This is a genomic window from Ensifer sp. ENS11, assembly GCF_014851895.1.
Lineage (GTDB): Bacteria > Pseudomonadota > Alphaproteobacteria > Rhizobiales > Rhizobiaceae > Ensifer > Ensifer canadensis.
Genome location: NZ_JACVAN010000007.1, coordinates 59,169 through 81,986 on the forward strand (window position 1 = coordinate 59,169; position 22,818 = coordinate 81,986).

The following is a 22,818-nucleotide window of genomic DNA, read 5'->3' on the forward strand; positions in this document are numbered from 1 at the left end:
CTGGCTATCTCATCGGCAACCGGTGGCGGCTATCCATGCAGGTCTGGGGCGGGCGCAGTGCTGCCGTGGGCTGCGACTGTTTCCGCCTCGGGTGTCTGTGCGACGGCAGCCACCAGCGAGATGATTTTCTTGCGCAGGACCGGATCGGTAATCTTCAGGAAGGCCCGATTGAGCGCAATGCCCTCCTTTGACGAGACGAAGGACGAGATCTCGTTCGGCTCGCGGACATCGCCGAGGCCTGCCCTCGGGGATGCACCCTCTTCGCCTTCCTGGAAGAAGAAGCTCGGATTAACGCCGAGAACGTCGGCGATGGCTTGCAGCCGGCTGGCACCGATGCGATTCGTGCCCTTTTCGTACTTCTGGACCTGCTGGAACGTAATTCCGAGGCCGTCTGCGAGCTTTTCCTGGCTCAACCCGGCCATCAACCGACGCATCCTGACGCGGGAACCGACAAAGACATCAATCTGGCTGGGTGCTTTTGTGTTCACGTGTGTTTCCTCCGCATGTAGGCGTGACCAAATCATACATATGAGTTTGCTCGAATAAATGACTCGATGCAATCACTACGCGCCAAAACACGGATAATTGCGCTGTATGGCACGACTCATTCCCCATTGGATGGCAGGCGTTACGGCCGTTGTTACTGTTACGTACTTGCGCCCGGCCGGGGCAGCGGGTTGCTGTTGAGCAATGTGGGCCATGCCCGCCTGCAACGAAGTCCATTTCGGCAACGTCGGAGATGCGAGATGCGCGGAATAACCTTGACCTTGACGCTACTTTCCATAGCCGCTGCGCCGGCGTTGGCTGGTCCGGCCACGACGACTGCATCGGTCAATTTTCGGGCAGGCCCCGGCACCGGCTTCGACAGCATGGGGAAGATAGACGAGGGCGGACAGGTCGACGTCAAGGAATGTGACGATTCCGGCACCTGGTGCGCCGTCAGCTTTGAGGGGAAGGACGGTTTCGTCAGCGGCAAGTATCTGAACGCTGCCGATCCGAAAGCCCTTGGCTGGCCACGCGCCTACAAGACCGACAAGGGAGCGACGATCACACTCTACCAGCCACAGGTGAACGCCTGGAAGAATTTCGTCGATCTCGACGCCCTGATCGCCGCCGAATACAAGCAGTCCGACGATGCCAAGCCGATTTTCGGCGTCATCGGCGTCACCGGCAAGACCGTGACGGACAGTGGCTCGGACGAGGTCGTCGTCTCCGATATCAAGGTCAACGAGATCAACTTCTCGGTTCTCGATCGTCCGGAACTCGCCGACCTGGCACTGGAAGTCGGCAAGTTGATGCCTGTAGGCACGATAACGCTGTCGGAGGACAAGCTGACCGCGAGCCTTGCCGACTATGAGCGGCTCGGCAATGTCGAAGGGCTGAAAGCAGATCCACCGCCGATCTATGTCAGCAAGGAGCCGGCGGTGCTTGTCCAGACCGACGGCAAGGCGGTGTTTGCGCCGGTCAAGGCCGTCGAGGGTCTTTCCTTCGCCGTCAATACCAATTGGGACTTGTTCAAGCTCGACGCCGACAGCACCTACTACCTTCGCAACGAAAAGGCGTGGCTGCAGTCGAAAGACCTGTCGAGCGGCTGGCAGGCCGCAACGTCGCTGCCGAATATCTTCGGCAAGTTGCCGGATGATGACAACTGGAAGGACGCCAGGGCGGCAATCCCGCTTGCCACCGGTGAGGGCGTGACGCCAAAGGTCATCTATTCCGACAAGCCGTCAGAATTGCTCGTCTTCAACGGTGAACCGAAGCTCGAGGCGGTGCCCGGGATCGGCCTGAAGATCGCGACGAACACCGAGAGCGATGTCTTCTATCTGCCCGCGGATTCGAACTGGTACGTTCTTGTCTCCGGCCGCTGGTTCTCTGCCGCGTCGCTTGATGGTCCCTGGACCTTCGCCACGCCTAACCTTCCACAGGATTTCCAGAATATTCCGGAGGATGCCTCCTATTATACGGTCCGCTCTTCGGTTCCCGGCACCTCGGAGAATGCGGAAGCGCGACTGAAGGCGAGCATCCCCGAAAAGGCTCGCGTTTCGTTGGACGGCTCGGTCAAGGTTGACGTCGCCTATAGCGGAGACCCGAAATTCGAGAAAATCGACGGAACGTCGCTCACCTACGCCGTCAACACCAATGAGACGGTCATCAAGGTTGCCGACAAGTATTTCGTGTTGAAGGATGGAGTGTGGTTTGTCGGCGATACGCCGACCGGGCCGTTCACCGTTGCGAAGGCCGTTCCGGACGAAGTCTACACGATCCCGCCGTCGTCGCCTGTCTACAATGCCACCTATGTCCGGATCTACGAGACCGAGCCGGACGCAGTCTGGTTCGGATATACCATGGGGTATCTCGGCGCGTATCTTGCCTGGGACACGTTCGTCTACGGCACCGGCTGGTACTATGACGACTACTGGGACTACGGCTGGGCCGGTGGCGGCTATTGGCCATATTATCCGCGCCCGGTAACCTATGGCGTCGGCGCATTCTACAATCCGGCGGTAGGCACATTCGGTCGTTACGGCTACGCCTATGGCCCCTATCGCGGCATCGCTGCCGGCGCTGCCTACAATCCACGCACCGGCACCTATATCCGCGGTGCGGCAGGCTATGGACCTGCGGGTGAACGCGGCTTTGTCGCAGCCTATAATCCCCGTACCGGCAACGCTGCAATTGCTCGCGGCGGGAACAATGTTTACGGCAGCTGGGGGACGGCCGCCGTCAAGCATGGCTCGGACTTCGCCCGTATCAGCGGCGGGTCGACCGCTGGCGGCGCCGGTGCGCATTGGCGCACGTCCGATGGCAGCCACGGATTTGTCGCAGGAGGCAAGGGCGGCGACGTCTATGCCGGACGCGACGGCAATGTCTATCGCCGCGACGATGGCCAATGGCAGAAGCATACGCCCGACGGATGGCAACCGGTTCAAAAGCCATCGATTCAGGATGCGAAGAAAGCCGGCCAGCAGTTCGCGACCCAGCACCCGGATGCGGCGCAGAACCTGAACAAGCGCATAGACAATCGCGGTCAGATCGGCGACGGCAGCGCGATTGGTGACCGTGCACCCGACCATCTGGCAATCGACCGTGCGGGCCGCCAGATCGGCAATCAGCGTTCATTCGAACATCAGTCCTTCGACCAGCGGCCGTTGAATTTCCCGAGCGGCGGCGGCTTCGGAGGGGGCGGGTTCGATCGCCCCGGCGGATTTGGCGGTGGTGGCGGCGGATTTGGTGGCGGTGGCTTCCACGGCGGCGGCGGCGGATTCTCCGGCGGCGGTGGTTTTCACGGAGGTGGTGGCTTCCACGGTGGTGGTGGTTTCCGGCGCCGTTGACCGCAGAAATGTGCACCGAAAACGGAAGTTGGTATAAACGTCGGGGACTGTGTTAGCGTTTGTGCAAATGAGAACAGGAATCGATCGGCTCTCGCCGGTCGTTGGGGGTATGGTCAGCATGGTCGGTGTCAGTTCGTTGCGTGGATTCTGGGGGCCGATGGCCCGCGTTCTCGCTTTCTTGATGGTGTTCCTAGGACTTGCGTCCGCAAGCCACGCGCAGAGCCAAGGCTCCACGTCCGCTGCGGAGCAGGCCAAGGTTCAGCAACTGATCGAGCTGCTCGATGATCCGGAAGTGCGGCAATGGTTGGCCACCAAGCAGCCGGCGGCGCCCGGTGCGACCGCGCCGGCGGCAACGACATCGGCCGATGCCAAGCCGGAGCCCGGATTTGCGGCCCGCTGGACGGCTGAGATCCGCCACCATCTGACCGGCATCACCAACGCCGTGCCGCGCATTGGCCCCGAGTTCGACGCGGCGCGCATCCGCCTCGCTGGAGACATGGAAAACCATGGCTCCGCCCCGATCCTCAAGGGATTCCTCTTGATTTTGCTGGTCGGGTACGGCGCCGAATACGCGCTACGCTATCTTTTGAGGCGGACGTTGCGTTCGGCGGCCTTGACCGGGGCGGCGCGCACGATTCTGGTCAAGGTGCTGCCGCTCCTGGTGTTCGCTATTGCCACGACCGCCGTGCTCGCCGTCGCTGAGTGGCCATCGCGGCTTGAAGAAACCATCGCGCCGCTCCTGGTTGCCTGGATCGGAGCCCGCTTGCTGATCACCAATGGGGCCGCAGTAATGTCTGGTGGAGCGGTCGATGCGACCGATCCATCCGGTCGAGCCGGCTATCTCTCGCTGACGGCTGAGGATGCGCGTTTTTGGTACCGCTCGTCAGTGGCAATCATTTGTGCCGCCGCCGCCATCTGGGGTATCGGCGACGCCATGCAGGCCCTTTCTGTCGCCCCCGACGTTCGCAACCTTGTGGCTGCCGCGCTCGGTCTTATCGTGCTTGCACTTGCAATCCTCACCGTGCTGAGGAGACCAGCCGCAACCACAGGATCGCGCCGTGTGGTCGGCAACATTCTGCTGGTCTCCTTCCTGGTGCTGCTTTGGGTGCTGTGGGTGGCCGACATGAGGGTTCTGTTCTGGATCGGCCTTTACTTCATCGGCTTGCCGCCGCTCCTGCGCTTCACCAGTGCCTTTGCCCGCACGATGCTGGATGTATCGGCGGACGACGATATGCGCGTCATGCGCAATGTGCTGATCGAACGCGGCGCCAGATTGGCGATCATTGCCTTGGCGGCCGGATGGCTCGCGCTTGTCTTCCGCGTCAACGCAGCGATGATGGTCCAGGACGACGTTTTCAATCGGATTTTCCGTGGTGCGCTTGCCGGTGTCGTCATTCTGCTCGCGGCTGACTTGATATGGCAGTTGACGAAGAGCCTGATCAGCCTGCGCGTCAAGCACGCTACCGTCGAAACGACTGACCCCTCCGAACGCGCACGCAACACCCGCTTGCTGACGCTGATGCCGATCCTGCGCAATTTCCTTGCGGCCTTCATCCTCGTGGTGGCGCTGCTGATGGTGCTTTCCGGCCTTGGCGTTCAGATCGGCCCGCTGATTGCCGGCGCCGGCGTTTTTGGCGTCGCCATCGGCTTTGGTTCTCAAACCCTGGTCAAGGATGTGATCAGCGGGATCTTCTACATGATGGATGACGCTTTCCGCATTGGCGAGTACATTCAAAGCGGCAGCTACAAGGGGACGGTGGAATCCTTCAGCATACGCTCGGTGAAGCTGCGGCATCATCGCGGTCCGGTCTTCACCGTGCCGTTCGGGTCTCTTGGTGCGGTTCAGAACATGAGTCGCGACTGGGTGATCGACAAGTTTATGATCAATGTGTCCTACGAGGCCGACATCGCCAAGGTGAAGAAGGTGGTGAAGGGCATTGGCGCGGCGCTTCTCGATGATCCCGACTTGGGGCCGACGATTATCGAGACGGTGAAGATGAAGGGCGTCGAGAGCTTCGGTGACTATGGCATCACCTTGAGTTTTGCGATGACGACCAAGCCGGGACATCAGACACAGGTCCGGCGCCGGGCACAGGCGATGATCAAGGAGGCCTTTGACAAGAACGGCATCTCCTTCGCTTCGCCGACAATGCACGTGGCCGGCGACGAACAGAACGCGGCTGCGGCAGCCGCGACGCGCGATGCGATCGCCAAGAAGAATGCAGCGGCAGCGCTCGCCGAGGGTGCACCACCGGAATAGGGTTTTCTCTGGCTGGGGAGGCCATCAATGAGACGCCTCGCATTGTTTCTGCTGTTCTTCGCCGTGGCGGGGACCGGTCATCTATGGGCTCAATCGGACGAAAGCACATTCCAGCCGATCATCGCCCCGCATATGGGTGATCTCGACGTCATGGAGAAGCGGCGGCTGGTGCGGATCATCGTGCCCTTCAGCAAGACCATCTACTTCATCGATCGCGGTCGGCAGCTCGGCACGGCAGTCGAGTTCGGAACGGCGCTCGAAAAAGAGCTGAATGCCGGGCGAAAGAAGGAGATCGAAAAGATAAGGGTCGCATTCGTGCCGATGGCACGTGGGCACCTGTTGACGGCGCTCGAGGAAGGCCTTGGCGACATCGTCATGGGAAATCTCACGATCACCGAGGCACGGCTGGCCAAGGTTGACTTCACCGATCCGTTGTTCAACGAGGCCAAGGAAGTACTGGTTACGGGACCGTCGGCGCCGGCGATCGCCAATCTGGACGATCTGAGCGGCCGGGAAGTCCGGGTTCGTACGTCCAGCAGCTACCACGAGCATCTGGTCGCGCTGAGCGATGGTTTCGTCAAGGCTGGGCGCGCGCCGATCACGATCAAGGAGATGGACGACAATCTCGAAGACGAGGACATTCTCGAGATGGTGAATGCCGGCCTTTTGCCCTGGGCGGTGGTCGACAGATACAAAGGCAGCATCTGGGCTACGGTGTTCACGGATATCAAGATGCGTGACGATATCGTTGTGTCCGATCACGGACAGATTGCCTGGGCGATCCGCAAGGATAGTCCTCGGCTCAAGACCGCGCTCGATGCCTTCGTCAAGACCCACCGGGTCGGCACCACCTTCGGCAACATCCTGAAGAACACCTACTACAAGAGCGACAAGATGCTGAAGCGTGCCTATGCGCCTGAGGACATGGAGCGCTTCCAGCAGCTGGTCGAGATTTTCCGCAAGCACGGCGGTACCTATTCCTTCGACTACCTGATGCTGATGGCGCAGGGCTATCAGGAATCGCAGCTTGACCAGTCCCGGCGCAGCCCGCGCGGTGCAGTCGGCATCATGCAGCTTCTGCCGTCTACCGCCGCCGACAAGGCTGTCGGCATCCATGGCATCGACAAGGACCAGAACCTGAATGTCGAGGCCGGATCGAAGTATCTGAGGTACCTGATCGATACCTATCTCGATGACCCGGCGGTCACGCCGCGCAACCGCATGCTCTTCGCCTTCGCGGCCTATAACGCCGGCCCCGGCAATTTGCACAAGTTCCGTGCAAAGGCAAAGGACATGGGCCTCGATCCGAATTTGTGGTTCGGCAATGTCGAAAATGCCGCGGCCGCGATCGTTGGGCGCGAGACGGTTCAATATGTCAGCAATATCTACAAGTACTACGTTGCCTACGGGTTGCTGGCGGAGCAGGCTCAGGAAGCCACCACAATAAAATCCTCGGCCGCTGCCAATGCCAGTGCGCAGTAGATTTGCATCACGTCGTCTTGAGTGGCCCGAGGCGTTCCTGATGACAGAGACCCGAAAGCCAACTGGACCTGATGGTGCCGACCGGCCTATTGAATGATGCCTTCAATCAATCGGATGAAGGCATTTTTGGGCGAGTGTGAAATGTTGCGGCGACCATGACGTACGTTTTTGAGGCGCTGGATACTGGGTCACGAGCGCCTCGTCCGGGGCCGGCCCGAAGGAGGTTTTGGTGATGGTTGTATCGAGACGCGCGTTCCGTCCCTGCGGGCCATTGGTGCTGCTTGCAGTGTTGGGCCTGGCTCTGGCCGGCTGCACCACTCCGGATCTGGAGCCGATACCGGGAAGCATCACCTATGGCGGCCAGCCGAGGACGAAGCTGACGAAGGCGCCGGTGGGCAGCATGGTGCCGCATACTTTCGTGAGCGGGAACAGCTTTGTCAAAGAGACATACATTATCCAGCCGGATCGATCGCTCAGGCTTGTTCGAAGGGACTATTTCGACATACCTGTCAATTGATCCGGTTAAGGTCCGTGTGCGGCCCGAAGGCCGGCTTGCACTGCCGCTGCCGTTGACAGTGTCAAACGAAGACGCGATAGCTCGATCTGCATGAAAATCGCCTTCTACGCACCGCTGAAATCCCCCAGCCACCCCGTTCCATCCGGTGACCGGCTGATGGCGCGCCTGTTGATCGACGCGCTGCGGCAGGCGGGACATGAAGTGTGGATTGCCAGCGATTTGCGCAGCTTCATGGCGGATGCCAGCGAGGTACAATTCGCGTCGCTGGCGGCAGCCGCGGCCAGCGAAACGGAGCGTCTTCGCACGCTTTGGCAGTCCCTAACGCCACCTGATGTCTGGTTTTGCTATCACCCCTATTACAAGGCGCCGGATCTCATCGGGCCAGGGCTTGCTGCCGAGTTTTCCATTCCCTACGTCACAGCCGAGGCCTCCTACTCCTTCCGCCGCAATGAAGGCGTTCGCGCTGTTGCTCAACGGCATGTACTGCGCGCCATTGAACAGGCCGCGGTCAATATCTGCCTGACGCAGCGGGATCGCGATGGCCTGGTCGAGGCAGCACCCACCTGCCGGCAGGCGATGCTTCCCCCCTTCATCGATACGGCTCCGTTTACACGGGCATTCCGCAGTGCTGCGGATGGTTGTCGCCTCGTCACCGTGGCGATGATGCGCAGCGGCGACAAGATGGAGAGCTATCGTATGCTTGCCAGATCCCTGTCGCTGGTTGTCGATCGGCCGTGGACGATGACCGTTGTGGGTGATGGGCCGTGCCGGCAGGATGTCCACGACGTTTTTTCCACTTTGCCGGCAGACCGATTGATTTGGCTTGGCGAAAAAGATGCGAGCGACATCCCAGGCATCCTCGGTGAAAGCGCGCTTTATCTTTGGCCGGGCTGCGGTGAAGCCTATGGGCTGGCCTATCTCGAGGCACAGGCTGCCGGACTGCCTGTCGTTGCGCAGCGCACAGCGGGCGTGCCCGAGGTGGTGCGGGATGGCGAGACCGGGCTGTTGACACCCGAGGGCGACGTCGATGCCTATGCGGCAGCGATCCGCTGTCTGATCAACACCCCAGAGACCCGCCAACGGTTTGGCGAAAATGCCCGACGTTTCGTCCACGAAGAGCGGTCCTTCCCCGCCGCAGCACGGCGATTGGGCGAGATTTTCGATCAATTTCTGGAGGAGCCCGCGTGACCATTGATGCCAACTGGCACTTACTCGTCGATGAACTCGATCGCGCGCACGTGCGGGGACGAAAGGTCGACTTCTGGCTGAGGGACGACGATGCCATCGAGCCGAGTGTTCCGCTCGACCGGCTTCTGTTACTTGCCGCAAGCCATGCGGTGCCGGTGACGCTCGCCGTGCCGCCTGCGCCGGCAACCGAAGCGCTGGCGCGACGTCTCGCCGGCCTTGCCGATGTCTGCGTGACGGTGCATGGCTGGGCGCACCGCAATCATGCGCCGCCTGGCGAGAAAAAGCAGGAACTCGGTGCCCACCGGCCGCACGTCTTGATCCTCGATGAATTGCGATGCGGCGTCGAGCGTCTGCAAACGCTCTTTCCCGAACATTTCATTCCGATGCTCGTCCCGCCGTGGAACCGGATCGATCCGGCCCTGCTGCAACGACTGCCCGAGGCTGGATTTGCCGCCCTTTCGGTTTTCGGACCGGAGAAGCCGTCGCCTTTCCCGCTGGTCAACACTCATGTTGACGTCATGGATTGGCGCGGTACGCGCGGATGTCGGGACCACGGGCTTATCATTGCCGATATCGTCTCGCGCACGCGGCAGGTCAGCGGCGACATAGAGGGCAAGGAGCATCAGTCGGGCCGCACGGTCGGTCTCTTGACCCATCACCTCGTGCACGACGAGGCCGTCTGGGATTTTCTCGAGAAGCTCTTCACCGTCACGGCCGGGCACCCCGGTTGCCAGTGGCGTCAGGCGAAAGACCTCATAGATCGATGATCTGACCGTCACGGGCAGCGAACGCACCGGCAAACATGGACTGTACGTCGATTTCCATCGCGTCCAGCTGTGCGTCTGTTCGCGCGGGGTCGTGATGGAACATTGCCAAGCGCTTGACGCCGGCGGCCATCGCAAGGCGCGCGCCATGCATCCCGGTCGAATGACCAAAACCGCGAAAATGCGTCATCTCGCTTTCGAGATAAGTGCAGTCGTAGATCACCAATTCGGCGCCGGCGATGAGCTCAAGGACCGCCGGGTCGAGGATGCCGGGTTCGTGTTCGGTGTCGTAGACGAGCGCCACTGCGCGGCCGTTCCATTCGACGCGATAGCCGACGCAGCCGCCGGGATGGGTAAGGCTCGTCGTGCGGATCGTCACGCTCTCGCGCGGGGTCAGCACGTCTCCGGGCTTGAAGTCGACGCCTTCAAGGCTTGCCTGACAGATATCCGGATCGACGGGGAACCATGGCGGCCGCATGAAATCGCGGATCATTTCCTTGGTCGTCGTCAAGCCGTGCAGATGCCCCGACCAGAACCGCACCGACGACTGACACTTGTAGATTGGCTTGAAATACGGAAGGCCGATGATGTGGTCGTAGTGGCTGTGCGTAAAGAAGAGGTCGTAATTATCGACGCCTTCGGCAATCAAAGAGGCGCCCGCTTCGCGCAATCCTGATCCTGCATCGAAGAGCAACACTTCCTTGCCGCATCGAATTTCGATGCAGGATGTATTTCCCCCATAGCGCAGGAACTGCTCGCCGGATACCGGCAAACTCCCTCTTACGCCCCAGAACCGCACTCGAAAATTGTCTTCTTGCATTCCTGTTTCGGCTTCACGCTGTCCGCGCAAGCCTAGTTGCCTGCGCTTAACTGATAGACAAGCACATATGACCACCCCCCTGCAATGGCATGGGTTATTGTTTAGACATTAACCTTATCAATGCCCACAAATGACGATGGCATATTCGATGTTGTGTCGGGTGGTCCGAAGCCTTGTTGCGGGCAGTGGCCAACGGCCGTTTTGCAACAATCGTCAGGCTTTTCGGGAGCTTATCCGGCGACGTGGCCATCGCAGCTGTTGCTCCTCCTCGAGCTGATGCAGCGAATTCTTGCAATCGCCAGCGGATATGAAGCGGCACATCCCAAGCGTTGCTTCTGCCTCTACTCATGACGTTTGCGGCAGCGTCTGGTCACGATGTCACCATTTTATGCTGATGCCGATATTCCCCTCCAGCACTTGCGTTTTGTCTCCGCCGAGGTTGGTCGTGTAGTCCGCCGTCGCGAAGAGACTGGTCGATTCCGATATTTTTGCAACGAGACCACCGCCGATTTCCAAAGCGGTGCCGCCGACTTTGGTGACGATCGCGTCTGAGCCGAAGTTTATGCGCTGGTCCGCATCGAAGCCGTGCCAGATATTGGCTTTGACGTAGGGATGAAGCGTTGCCGTTTCTGTCGGAATGTCGCCTTGCAACCGAAAGCCCAAACGGCCGGTAACAGCGTCCTCGCTGTCGAAGGACGTCGTCGAGAATGCATCCTGTTGCTCGTCCAGCGAGAGATGTTGCCAAATCAACTGTGCCTGCGGTTCGAGCGTCCAGCTCTCGGTCAAGGCTATCGGATAGCCGCCCTCCAGCGATGCCGTAATGCCGGTTCCGTCAACCCCGATGCCGGTGCCGCCGTTGGAGTTCGCATCTCCGTCGAACCAGGTACCCATCAAAACGGCATCGAGATACCAGTCATTGGGGCCGATATGGGTCCAATATCCGCCGAGGCTGTTTGCGTCGACCTCGATGTCGCCGACGCTCAGATTGTTCCAGCCGAGCGCCTGGCCGGTGATGTCGCCGTCGGCGCGGACGTGGCTGAGGAAAAGACCGACGCGGTCATGATGGCCCGTATCGGTTTCCCATCCGAAAAGGTCCTGACCGGCCTGAAAGCCGAACAGGTTGCCATCGAATCCCGGCGCGACAGTTCCATCCCACTCCATTTCGGTGTTCTGGCCGAAAACACGCGCCCAACTTGTCGGCAGCGCTCCTGCGCCGTCAAGCAATGCCTGCTCGCCGCGACGTTCGTGGAACGTGCCGAGGCTGGAGAGGGCAAGATACTGGGCAACGGGCGGCACGGCCGCGTAGGTAGGCACCTCGACACGGTAGAGTGGAACGACTTCCACAGCTGTCGGCGTACCGTCTATCGTCACAACCACCACCTCGGGGGGTACTGGCGTGGCATCCTCTGAAGGGGGCGTAACGCCAGGTCCAGGCGGTACGATGACCACTTCCGGCGTCACGACCTCCGGCAGCGGGGTCGTCACCGGCGGCGAGACGATCTCTACCGGCGGGACGATCACCGGTGGTGTGACAACCGGAGGCGCAATGAGGGTGGAGCGCAGGTAAAAGTTCTCCTCCGTGCCGGCTGAAACACCGCCCTTGAAGAGAAAATATTCGCGGGCGCCGGCCGCAACCCGCCCATTGAGCCCGAACGCGCCGGCGGCCGCCGTTGCACCATTGGTAAGCTCGACCACCATGATGCCGTCCAGCAACGTCGATGCTCCGCGCCCGCCAGTGTTGGCGATACCGATGCCGGTGGTGCCGGAAGCCGTGCCCCCCGAGACGACCAGTCGGTCGGACGGCGAAGAATCGTTGCCGAGCACGGTGTTGAGCAGGAGCAGGCCGCCATTGCCGGTGTAGTTGCCGTTGACCGTGAAAGTGTCGCTCGTGCTTGCTGCGCCATTCGTGAGGTCGATGCTGCCGCTGTTGACGAGATTTGCGAATTGGCCGGCTGTGGCAGCTGATATCGCGACATTGGTGCCGCCCGCCAGAAGGGTGCTTGATGAATCGACATCAAGTGTCCCCGTTCCGGTGCCGCTGTCGCCAAGCGTCAGATTTCCATCGAAAGTCAGTACTGTGCCATTGGTGGCAGCGATGGTTTCCCAGTTCTGCAGACGAGCGACGCCGTTTGTCGTGACATTCGCGAGTGTCAGGTTGTCAATGCCAAGGCCGCCCGTGATCGCGTCCGTGCCGCCAAGATTCGCACTTGTGAGGTTGCGCAGCGTCGCGGTGTCGTTGTCAGCGCCGAGTTCGACTGTGCCCTGGATGACGCCGCCGCCATCCCAGGTAAACGTATCAGCCCCGAAACTCATCAACACGTCGCCAGCGAGGGATCCACCCGTCACGGTGACGTTGTCCGTGCCGCCGCTGACGCTGATATTGCCGCCGATCGTGCCACCGGAAAGGATGATTGTGTCGTTACCGAAGCCGGTGACGAGGTTGTTGTCGATCGCACCGCCGGACATGTCGAAGACGTTATCTGCGAGAAGCATGTTGACGCGGCCGATCCGACCGCCGGTCATGACCGCATGATCCCCGTCGTCGAAGAAATTCACGATTCTGCCACCGGACATGAAGAATGTGTCGAAGCCACCGCCTTGGTTGAGCGACTGGAGAACGCCGGCGGATATGGTGAAATCGTCGATCCCGTCACCCTGTTGCAGGTTGCCCGTGATGGTGCCGCTGTGAATCGCGACGGTGTCGGCGCCGGGGCCGAAGGTCACGGTGCCGTTTATCGTACCGGTGCCACCGGCGGGAAGCGTGAGGCTGTTGTTGCCGCCGAGGTCGCTGAGGCTGCCCGACGTACCGCTGTCGCAGACATAGACGTCGTCGCCCGCGGTAGGGGCGAACGTGCAAGCAGCGTTAGCCGTTACGTCCTGGATCAGAATGAGGCCGAGCGCGGTTGAGGCCATTAGGGCGACGCGACGCCAGGGCCGGCAAGGACAGTCCTCCGTTCGTTGGCGCCGAAAGCGCAGCAAAGAGAGGGGTATGCCGTCTGGGCGGCCTTGCGTTACAAGATGCATGATGGCCCCCCCCCTGCTCCAATACGCCGTTTTCAATCCAAGGCTGATGATCGGCGATTGTTCTAGCGACATGGATAGGGCCACGGGTGCCGAGACCTGACAACCGTCAAATTTTAGGAGGAAACTCGGACAATCGAGGATTGTTGCCAAGGCGTTACGTCCAGTTGCCAAGGTCTTTGACGGCTGATGCTGAAACCCGCTTCGCGGGCCTCTTGCGTTGCCGGGGTCGTCGCAGGTTCCCTCAACACGGGTATCGGGATTTGAAACTTTTTCTTGCGGTCTTGCGTGGAACATCTATCGACATAGCCAGTGGGTAAAAGCTCGGAGCATCGATGGCAGAGACGAGTGGAACACGATTCTACGACAGCGTGCCGCTCTTCGACGCGTTCGAAGGGGTTGCCGACGAAACGAATTACCGTGCCTTACCGGACGACTGGATGCTCGCGCTCGCCGATATCGTCAATTCAACCGGTGCGATCGCCGAGGGCCGCTACAAGACCGTGAACATGGCCGGCGCTAGCGTCATCTCCGCGCTGATGAACGGGCTTGACGAGAAATCCATGCCGTTTGTTTTCGGAGGCGACGGGGCGCTGGCGGTCCTGCCATCATCGATGGCGGAGCGCGCGAAAGCGGCGCTTGCCGCGGTGAAAACGTGGGTCCTTGAAGAACTCGGGCTCGAGTTGCGCGCGGCACTGGTGCCGGTCAGAGATATCAGGGCGGATGGCCTCGACATGCGCGTCGCCCGCTTCAAGGCGAGCGAGGAGGTTTCCTACGCGATGTTTGCTGGCGGCGGTGCAAGCTGGGCGGAAGCGGCCATGAAGGCGGGGCGTTACCAGGTGGAGGCAGCACCGCCGGGCACGCGGCCCGATCTCACAGGTCTGTCGTGCCGATGGAACCCAATCCAGTCACGACACGGCTCGATCGCCTCGATCATTACAGTGCCCGGCGAAAAAGGCAGCGGACCGGAATTTCAGGCGCTGATCGCCGACATCGTTGCTCTTGCCGACGAGGAAGAGCGACACGCGCATCCGGTTCCCGAGCTCGGGCCCGAACCACGCTTTTCCACTCAAGGCATCAAAGCCGAGGCGCGGGCGAGGGCGCCGCGGGGAGGGCGGCTTCTGGCGCGCCTTTGGATCACGCTACAGACACTGGCGCTGTTCGTCTGTTTTCGCATGGGTTGGAACCTCGGCACGTTCGATACGACCCGTTATCGGCGCGATCTCGCCAACAACACCGATTTCCGCAAATTCGATGACGGCCTCAAGATGACGATCGATATCAGCGCCGCGCGCCTCGCCTTGATCGAGGCGCGGCTGCGTCGGGCCGAGGCGGCCGGCGTCGGCCGCTACGGCCTGCACGAACAGGACTCTGCACTGATGACCTGCATCGTGCCCACCCCGATGAGCCGGGATCACATGCATTTCGTGGACGGAGCCTCAGGCGGCTATGCGGTTGCCGCCAGCAAGCTGAAGGCGGCCTTGGCTAGGCCTTGACGATGTGCGCGCCGGTCAGGCCGTGGCGGTGAAACACGTTGCGCGTATCGACGATAAGCGGTGAGGCGCTAGCAAGGGCGGCGTAGTCGACCTGGTCGTGGTCGGTTGCCACCAGCACGACATCGAACTGCCGGATCGACTGCTCGTCGAGCGTCACGGACCGTCTGCCCTTCAGAGCGCTGTATTCGCGCGTCGATGGGATCTCGGCGACATAGGGGTCGTGGTACTCGCACCGACCGCCGCGTTCCTCGATCAGTTCGATCAATTTCAGCGAAGGGCTTTCGCGAATATCGGGCACGTTCTTCTTGTAGGCGAGGCCGATGACAAGGACCTTCGAACGGCTGAGCGCCTTGCCCGCATGGCGATCGAGCGCCTCGGCGAGCCGGCTGACTACGTGGCGTGGCATTGCCGAATTGATCTCTCCGGCCAACTCGATGAACCGGGTGGGCAATTCGTATTCGCGCGACTTCCAGGTGAGATAGAAGGGATCGATCGGTATGCAATGCCCGCCGAGCCCTGGCCCAGGATAAAACGGCATGTAGCCGAACGGCTTGGTCTTCGCCGCCTCGATCACTTCCCAGACGTCGATGCCCATCGCCTCGAAGACAATCTTCAGCTCGTTGACGAGGGCGATGTTGACCGAGCGGAAGATGTTCTCGGTTAGCTTGACCGCTTCGGCGGTGGCGTTGGACGATACCGGTACGACCGTTTTGACCACCGCGGCATAGAAGCGTTCCATCAGGCTTGCGGCGAGCGGCCCGTCGCCTGCCACAACTTTCGGAATGCTGGTCGTCTCGTAGACCGGGTTGCCGGGGTCTTCGCGTTCGGGTGAAAAGCCGACAAAGAAATCAACGCCCGACCTGAGGCCGGTCTCCTCGAGGATCGTGCGCACGACGCCGTCGGTCGTTCCCGGGTAAGTGGTCGATTCGAGCACCACGAGCTGGCTGGCCCTGAGCGTTGCTGCAATCGCACGTGCCGTATTCTCAACGAAGGAAAGGTCGGGATCGCGGTGTTTCGTCAGGGGCGTTGGCACGCAGATGACGATGACATCGCAACTGCCCAGCTGTCCGAAATTGGTGGTGGAGCTGAAGCGCCCGGCTGTCGCCTGCTCGGCCAGCACGGCGTCCGGTACGGCTGCGATATAGGATTTGTGCGCGTCGAGCGCGACGATCTTTGCCGGGTCGATGTCGAATCCGGTCACCGAAAAGCCCGCGCGTGCCGCCGCAACTGCGAGCGGCAGGCCGACATAACCAAGTCCGATGACGCCGACATGGGCCGTGCGAGCCGAAATCGACGCCAGCAGCCTTTCGTGATGGGGTGAGGTCAATTTTCGGTTCCAGCTTTTGTGAACGGGAGGCGCCAGCCTGGCGACATGTCGTGGTTTGTTGGATAGAAACAAGGTACAAGTCAAGCGTGGCGCGGATGCCTTCCCCTGACTGCGGTGCATTGGCGTGCCATCAAATCTTCGTGTGGCCGCGGCGCGAAACAAAAAATTCGCGCGCCTCTGGAAATTGCAGAGGGCCATCAATATCTGCAGTATATAAGTGCCGCATTCCGGGTGCCTGCACGTCATCGACGCCGGAATCGGTTGGAGCATTTTCTTAACGGGCACGTATCATCATCAGCCGCCGCGAGCGAACGCCGACACATCGTCGGGCCGTTCGCCCATCGCAATTGGGCATGGTGCTGGACTGTCTGTCACGGTGAGGACGCGAAATGGGCCCGGTAAACGATAACGTATCTGAAATCCTGATCGACAAGGTCGCGGACTGGCTCATGCGGACGTCGCTCAGCGACGAGTCGCTGGAGACGATCGTCAAGGGCTTCTGCGAGCGGCTGGCAGCTGCCGGCCTGCCGTTAATGCGCGTGCACCTTTCCTTTTCCATGCTGCATCCGCTCTATGACGCGCTCGGCTTCACCTGGGCGCGCGGCAAGGGCGTCGAGGTCAGCGGCCTGCGGCACGAGGAACTCGCGCTCAATCCGGAGCGGTTCCTGCGCAGCCCCTACTATTACCTGCTCAACAACAATCTCGATCATGTCCGTCGGCGCCTCTACAAGGATACGCCGTCCGAGTTCCCGATCTTCGACGAGCTGAAGGAACAGGGGGCGACCGACTACATCGCCTTCATGCAGTCGCTCGGCGCCGATTCCGGCCACGGTATGGTCGGCTCCTGGACGACGGACCGCCACGGCGGCTTCACCGATGACGTCATCGGCGCGCTGTTGCGCCTGCAGAACCATCTCGCTGTTGCGGCCAAGATGGCCGTTCTCGGCAAGCTCGCCGACAACATGCTGACCACCTATCTCGGCTCGAGCGCCGGCCGCCGCGTGATGAGCGGGCAGGTCCGGCGCGGCGACGGCGAGACGGTGCGTGCGATCCTTGTCATGGCGGATATGCGCCGCTCGACCATGCTTGCCGAAAAGGAGGGCCGCCAATCCTATATCGAAACGCTGAACGGTTACTTCGATGCGATTGCTGCGCCGTTCAACCGCAACGGCGGCCATATCCTCAGCTTTGTCGGTGATGGTTTCCTGGCAGTCTATCCCTGCGGCCGGCACAAGGAACCTTCCGAATTTGCCGCGCGCGAGGCGTTCGGCGCGGTGCGCGCCGCAACCGCGCGCATGGAATTGCTCAATTCCGAGCGGCGCAAGCAAGGGCGTGACCCGATCGGCTATGGCGTCGGGCTTCATGTCGGCAATGTAATGTTCGGCAATGTCGGCCTTCGCGACCGGTTGACGTTCTCGGCCTTCGGCTCGGCGGTCAATGAGGTGCAGCGGCTGCAGAACCTGACGAAGAAATACGCCCACAGCGTTGTCGCCAGCGAGGCATTCGCCAATTATTGCGGCGGCGACTGGACCGCGCTCGGACAGGAAAAGCTGCGCGGCGTGCGCCAGAAATTCACCATTCTCTACCCGAATGAGGCAGCGCTTCTGCCAAAGCCGGATGAGCGCCTCGATGATGTTTTGCAGGATGGACTTTCGGAAGCAGAGCATGTCATGCTGCTCCATCGCAACACACGCCCGCTGCAACCGCCGCGTGGCCTTATCGACAAGATGCTTCAGTAAGGACCTCAATGTTCCGGGCAGCCCTCATCGTCGCGAGCTTCTTCATCACTGGCGTTGCAGCAGCGCAGCCGTGGGAAACCAAGCTTTTCGACGGGTTCGAGGGAAAGGATTTCTCGCCGGACGGCGGGCTCTACTACCGGGAGAATTTCGAGCAGAGCGCGGGGACGGCCGAGTTTCAGAGCATCGTCAAGCGCAACGGCAATGGCGGACTGAAGCTGAGCGTCGTGCCGATCTGTCCGGATTCGCTCGACGGCTGCAGTGAGAGAGCGGAAATCTGGGAGAAGACGGCGCTGCGGGTGCCCTACGACCAGGGTATTTGGTACGGGTTCTCCATGAAGTTTGCCGACCCGATCCCCTCAGGCGATCATCGTTATCTCGTGGCGCAATGGAAACGCGAGATCGACCCGGGTGCTGAAGGCGATTTCAGCCCGTTCCTGGCGTTGCGCATGAACTTCGGAAAGTTGTTCGCAACTATCGAGACCAATTATATCGCGCCGGTTTCCACCGGGCCGGACGGGGTCGCCGCCGCCTGCAAGCCGGGTGAAGTGCCGGTATGGGGACGCCCGGGCGTCAACCAGATGCGCATGCTCGTGGCGGCTGATCCGGCGTGGAAGGCGGATGACGGCAATCTGTTCAATGGCTGCACAGATGCGATCACGGTGACGAACCACGGCAATCCATTGCCCGATCCGAAGTCGGGCTGGATCGATTTCGCGATTTATACGAAGCCGGGCGCCGACGGCACCGGCCATATCGAGCTCTTTGCCAATGGTAAGCCGATCATCACGGTCAAGGGCCACGTCGGGCATGCTGACAAGGGGCTCGGCCATAATCAGTATTTCAAGTTCGGCCCCTATCGCGCGGCCGATGCGACCGACTGGACGCTCTATTATGACGATTTCCGTCGATCGCCGCGCTGCGCCGACGTGCTGCCCCAAGAAACTTGCCCTCTTCCCTGAGATTGCGACGCGACCGTAAACTATGCTGTGGTTGCAAGGGGCTAAGCTGGACAGCCCCCTGAAGCTGCGATAGTCTTTTTTAGAGGCGGCGGATACAAGGGCAATGAGGGAAGTGTGTTGTGATGACATCAGGGGCGGACCTGCTTCGAGTTGAAGGTCTGCGGATCACATTCTCGGTGCTCGGCGGTGAAGTTGAAGCCGTCAAGGAAGCGAATTTCAGAATTTTGCCAGGAAAGGTGACCGCCCTCGTCGGTGAGTCCGGTTCCGGGAAATCGGCCATCAGTCAGGCCGTCATGGGTATCCTGCCGAATGTCGCGCGGGTCGGTGGACATGTCCTGTTCAACGATCCGGCGGCCAAGGGCAAGCCGATCGACCTGCTTTCGCTGGAGCGCGAAGGTGAAGAAATACGTGCCTTGCGCGGCACCCGCATCAGCAAGATCTTCCAAGAACCGATGACGTCGCTGTCGCCGCTTCACACGATCGGCAACCAGATCTCCGAAGTCTTGAAAATTCATACGGATGCGGAAAAAGCTGAAAGGCGCGCCAGAACGGAAGAGCTTCTTGGTTATGTCGGGTTTTCGAACCCGAAGCGTGCCTATGATATGTATCCTTTCGAGCTCTCCGGCGGCATGCGCCAGCGTGCCATGATCGCCATGGCGCTGATCTGCCGACCGGCGCTGCTGATCGCCGACGAGCCGACGACTGCGCTCGATGTGACGGTGCAGGCGCAAATCCTGCAGTTGCTGCGCGAGCTGCAGGTCAAGCTCAACATGGCGATGCTGTTGATCACCCACGACCTCGGCGTGGTTGCCAATATGGCTGACGAAGTCGTGGTGATCTATCACGGCCAGATTGTCGAAGCAGGTCCGGTCGATGCGATCTTCCGCAATCCGCAGCATCCCTATCTCAAGGGCCTGATGGCCGCGGTCCCGCATTTCGACATGAAGCCGGGCGAGCGGTTGAAGGCATTGCGGGAGGTGCCGGTCAAGGCTGGGACACTGCTGGGTGCCAAGGCCTCCACTAGGGCGGTTGGCCCCGACGTTCTCCTGTCCGTACGCAACCTTTCCAAGACCTATGGAACGCGCAAGACCTCGTGGTTCGGCAAGAAGGACCCGTCTCGCCATCGCGCGGTGGACGATGTCAGCTTCGATATCCGTCGTGGCGAGTGTCTGGGTCTGGTCGGCGAGAGCGGCTGCGGCAAGACGACGGTCAGCAAGATTTTGATGCGGGCCATCACGCCTGATGGCGGCAGCGTCAGCTTCGATGACGGCGAAGGTCCGATCGACGTGCTCAAGGCGGAAGGTGATGAGCTGAAGACGCTGCGCTCGAAGATCCAGATGGTTTTTCAGGATCCGGTGTCGTCGCTCTCGCCACGCATGACTGTCAGGAATATCCTGAGCGAGCCGCTCGAAATCCACGGGCGCGGAACGGCGAAGTCGCGTGTCGAGACGGTGCGCTCGCTGCTGCAGGCCGTCGGGCTCGACCAGCGGTTCGTCAACCGCTATCCGCATAGTTTTTCCGGCGGCCAGCGCCAGCGCATCGGTATCGCGCGGGCGCTCGCTCTGGTGCCGCAACTGCTGATCTGTGACGAGCCGGTATCGGCGCTCGACGTTTCCGTCCAGGCCCAAATCCTCAATCTGCTCAAGGATCTGCAGAAGGAACTTGGGCTTACATGCCTGTTCATCTCGCACAATCTCGCGGTGGTCGACTATATGGCCGACCGGATCGCGGTGATGTGTGCGGGGCGCATCGTCGAACTCGCGCCGCGCGAAGTTCTGATGCGCAAACCGGTGCACCCCTATACGAAGTCGCTGCTCGCTGCCGTCCCCTATCCGGATCTCGATCGTCCGCTGGACTTCGATCTGCTCAAGGCCATTGAGGGGTCGGACATGCGGCGCTGGGGACCGCAGTTCAGCGACGACGGCGAGGAAGGTGCGCTTTTTCCTGCTGACCTCGGTGGCGACCACTATGTTCTCGCGCGCAAGTCAGTGGATGCAAGGGAGTTACGGCCATGATCACTCGCCGAACTGCGCTCGCCCTGCTCGCAACAGTGGCGTTTCCCAAGTACCTTCTTGCAGCGGCAAGCGAGCCGAAATTTTTCGAGGCGCTTGTCGCCGAGGGAAAGCTGCCACCCGTCAATGAACGGTTGCCGAAGACCCCGCGCGTCATCAACGTTGCGGCCATGGGACGCCAGCCAGGCAAACACGGCGGCACCGTGCAGAGCCTGATTGGCAGCGCGAAAGACATACGGTTGATGACCGTTTACGGCTACTCACGCCTGGTCGGCTACGACGAAGAACTCGAACTGCAGCCGGACGTGCTCGAAAGCTTCGAGACGGTCGAGGACCGGATCTTCACGTTCCATCTGCGCGAGGGACACAAGTGGTCGGACGGAAGCCCGCTTACGACGGACGATTTCCGCTACTGCTGGGAAGATGTTCTGCTCAACGAGAAACTGAGCCCGGCGGGCCTGCCGATGGCGCTGGTGATCGACGGCGAGGCGGCAAAGTTCGAGGTGCTCGACGAGCGGACCGTGCGCTACACCTGGTCCACGCCCAATCCCGATTTTCTGCAAAAGCTCGCCGCACCACAGCCCTTGGTGCTGGTGATGCCGGCGACGTACCTCAAGCAGTTCCACGATAAATATCAGGATGAGGACAAACTCAAGGCGCTTCTGAAGGAGCAAAGGGTCAAGAAGTGGAACCAGCTGCATATGCGCATGGCCCGTTCCTACCGCCCGGAAAATCCCGATCTGCCGACGCTTGACCCGTGGCGCAACACAACATCCTTGCCGGCCGAGCAGTTTGTCTTCGAGCGTAACGCCTTCTATCATCGGGTCGATGAGAACGGGTTGCAGCTCCCCTACATCGACAAGTTCGTGCTCAACGTCAGTTCTCCGGCGCTGATCCCGGCGAAGGCCGGCACCGGCGAGAGCGACCTGCAGGCGACAAATATCGACTTTATCGACTACACCTTCCTGAAAGATGCGGAAAAGCGCTATCCGGTAAAGGTTCTCCTCTGGAAGAAGACGCAAGGCTCACGGGTCGCGCTGCTTCCCAATCTCAATTGCTCCGATGCGGTCTGGCGGTCGTTGCTGCAGGATGTGCGCGTCCGCCGGGCGCTGTCGCTGGCGATCGATCGTTCTGAAATCAACAAGGCCGTCTTCTACGGACTGACCAAGGAGAGCGCCGACACTGTCCTGCCGGACAGCCCGCTGTTCCGGCCGGAGTTCGCCTCCGCCTGGATCGCCTACGACCCGGTGCAGGCCAATGCGTTGCTGGATGAGGCTGGCCTGACGAACCGCGGCAGCGATGGCATTCGTATTCTCCCTGACGGCCGTGCCGCTCAGATCGTCGTTGAGACCGCAGGCGAAAGCACCCTGGAGACCGATGTCCTGCAGTTGATCACCGACTACTGGCAGAAGATCGGCATTTCGCTCTTCATCCGCACGTCGCAACGCGACACCTTCCGCAGCCGTGCCGTCGGCGGTGAGATCGTCATGTCCATGTGGTTCGGACTCGACAATGGTGTGCCGACTGCGGACATGAACCCAGGCCAATTGGCGCCGACTGCGGACGATCAGCTGCAATGGCCGGTTTGGGGGCTCAACTATCTCTCGCATGGTGAGATGGGGCAGGCGCCCGATCTTCCGGCCGTCGTTGAGCTAACCGAGCTTCTGCAGCGTTGGCGGCACTCGGCCGAGGATGCCGAGCGCACCGAGGTCTGGGAGAGGATGCTGTCGATCTACACCGACCAGGTCTTCTCGATCGGCATCGTGAATGCCTCCCTGCAGCCAATTCTCGTTGCCAACAAGATCAAGAATGTCCCGGAAGCAGGGCTCTACGGATTCGATCCGACGAGCTATTTCGGCGTCTACAAACCCGATACGTTCTGGATCGAGCAGGAAGGCTGA

General features: G+C 60.9%; 15 protein-coding genes. 11 read left to right on the forward strand and 4 right to left on the reverse strand.

The window, feature by feature from the left end; genetic code table 11:
* Positions 1–29: 29 nt before the first annotated feature.
* Complete coding sequence (locus IB264_RS15615) at positions 30–488, reverse strand: helix-turn-helix domain-containing protein (RefSeq protein ID WP_025428516.1); 459 nt, start codon at positions 486–488, stop codon at positions 30–32.
* Positions 489–746: 258 nt separating this feature from the next.
* Here IB264_RS15615 and IB264_RS15620 point away from each other — a divergent pair, with 258 nt between their 5' ends.
* From IB264_RS15620 to IB264_RS15645, 6 genes are all read left to right on the forward strand, one after another.
* A complete protein-coding gene (locus tag IB264_RS15620; RefSeq protein WP_057211327.1) occupies positions 747–3,332 on the forward strand; it encodes an SH3 domain-containing protein in 2,586 nt (861 codons plus the stop codon).
* A gap of 118 nt (positions 3,333–3,450) precedes the next feature.
* Positions 3,451–5,592: a mechanosensitive ion channel family protein gene (locus tag IB264_RS15625; protein ID WP_375154969.1), complete on the forward strand. Its 2,142-nt coding sequence runs from the start codon at positions 3,451–3,453 to the stop codon at positions 5,590–5,592.
* A gap of 27 nt (positions 5,593–5,619) precedes the next feature.
* Positions 5,620–7,074, forward strand: coding sequence for a lytic transglycosylase F (locus IB264_RS15630; protein ID WP_057211325.1), 1,455 nt, complete (start codon positions 5,620–5,622; stop codon positions 7,072–7,074).
* A gap of 232 nt (positions 7,075–7,306) precedes the next feature.
* On the forward strand, positions 7,307–7,591 hold the full coding sequence (locus IB264_RS15635; RefSeq protein ID WP_051509226.1) for a hypothetical protein: 285 nt from the start codon (positions 7,307–7,309) through the stop codon (positions 7,589–7,591).
* A gap of 90 nt (positions 7,592–7,681) precedes the next feature.
* Complete coding sequence (locus IB264_RS15640) at positions 7,682–8,779, forward strand: glycosyltransferase family 4 protein (RefSeq protein ID WP_057211323.1); 1,098 nt, start codon at positions 7,682–7,684, stop codon at positions 8,777–8,779.
* A complete protein-coding gene (locus IB264_RS15645; protein WP_057211321.1) occupies positions 8,776–9,546 on the forward strand; it encodes a polysaccharide deacetylase family protein in 771 nt (256 codons plus the stop codon). The genes IB264_RS15640 and IB264_RS15645 overlap by 4 nt, the downstream gene beginning before the upstream one ends.
* Here IB264_RS15645 and IB264_RS15650 read toward each other — a convergent pair.
* Positions 9,533–10,363 (reverse strand): MBL fold metallo-hydrolase, encoded by an 831-nt coding sequence (locus tag IB264_RS15650; protein ID WP_025428523.1) that lies wholly within the window; start codon positions 10,361–10,363, stop codon positions 9,533–9,535. The genes IB264_RS15645 and IB264_RS15650 overlap by 14 nt on opposite strands.
* 378 nt (positions 10,364–10,741) lie before the next feature.
* Complete coding sequence (locus tag IB264_RS15655) at positions 10,742–13,276, reverse strand: autotransporter outer membrane beta-barrel domain-containing protein (protein WP_025428524.1); 2,535 nt, start codon at positions 13,274–13,276, stop codon at positions 10,742–10,744.
* 443 nt (positions 13,277–13,719) lie between these two features.
* On the opposite strand from IB264_RS15655, the gene IB264_RS15660 reads away from it, so the two are divergent.
* Positions 13,720–14,880, forward strand: coding sequence for a DUF3095 domain-containing protein (locus tag IB264_RS15660; protein WP_192433745.1), 1,161 nt, complete (start codon positions 13,720–13,722; stop codon positions 14,878–14,880).
* Here the strand turns inward: IB264_RS15660 and IB264_RS15665 are convergent.
* Positions 14,870–16,207, reverse strand: a complete 1,338-nt coding sequence (locus tag IB264_RS15665) for a nucleotide sugar dehydrogenase (protein ID WP_025428526.1) — start codon at positions 16,205–16,207, stop codon at positions 14,870–14,872. The two genes, IB264_RS15660 and IB264_RS15665, sit on opposite strands and share 11 nt — an antisense overlap.
* A 389-nt stretch (positions 16,208–16,596) precedes the next feature.
* Between IB264_RS15665 and IB264_RS15670 the strand changes: the two genes are divergently transcribed.
* The 4 genes from IB264_RS15670 to IB264_RS15685 all read left to right on the forward strand — a co-directional run bounded on the left by IB264_RS15670 (position 16,597) and on the right by IB264_RS15685 (position 22,818).
* Positions 16,597–17,946 carry an adenylate/guanylate cyclase domain-containing protein gene (locus IB264_RS15670; protein WP_057226726.1) on the forward strand — a complete coding sequence of 450 codons (1,350 nt, stop codon included), beginning with the start codon at positions 16,597–16,599 and terminating at the stop codon, positions 17,944–17,946.
* Positions 17,947–17,954: 8 nt separating this feature from the next.
* Positions 17,955–18,905: a polysaccharide lyase gene (locus tag IB264_RS15675; RefSeq protein ID WP_082571921.1), complete on the forward strand. Its 951-nt coding sequence runs from the start codon at positions 17,955–17,957 to the stop codon at positions 18,903–18,905.
* A gap of 122 nt (positions 18,906–19,027) precedes the next feature.
* Positions 19,028–20,920 carry an ABC transporter ATP-binding protein gene (locus tag IB264_RS15680; protein ID WP_025428529.1) on the forward strand — a complete coding sequence of 631 codons (1,893 nt, stop codon included), beginning with the start codon at positions 19,028–19,030 and terminating at the stop codon, positions 20,918–20,920.
* Positions 20,917–22,818 (forward strand): ABC transporter substrate-binding protein, encoded by a 1,902-nt coding sequence (locus tag IB264_RS15685; RefSeq protein WP_057218195.1) that lies wholly within the window; start codon positions 20,917–20,919, stop codon positions 22,816–22,818. The genes IB264_RS15680 and IB264_RS15685 overlap by 4 nt, the downstream gene beginning before the upstream one ends.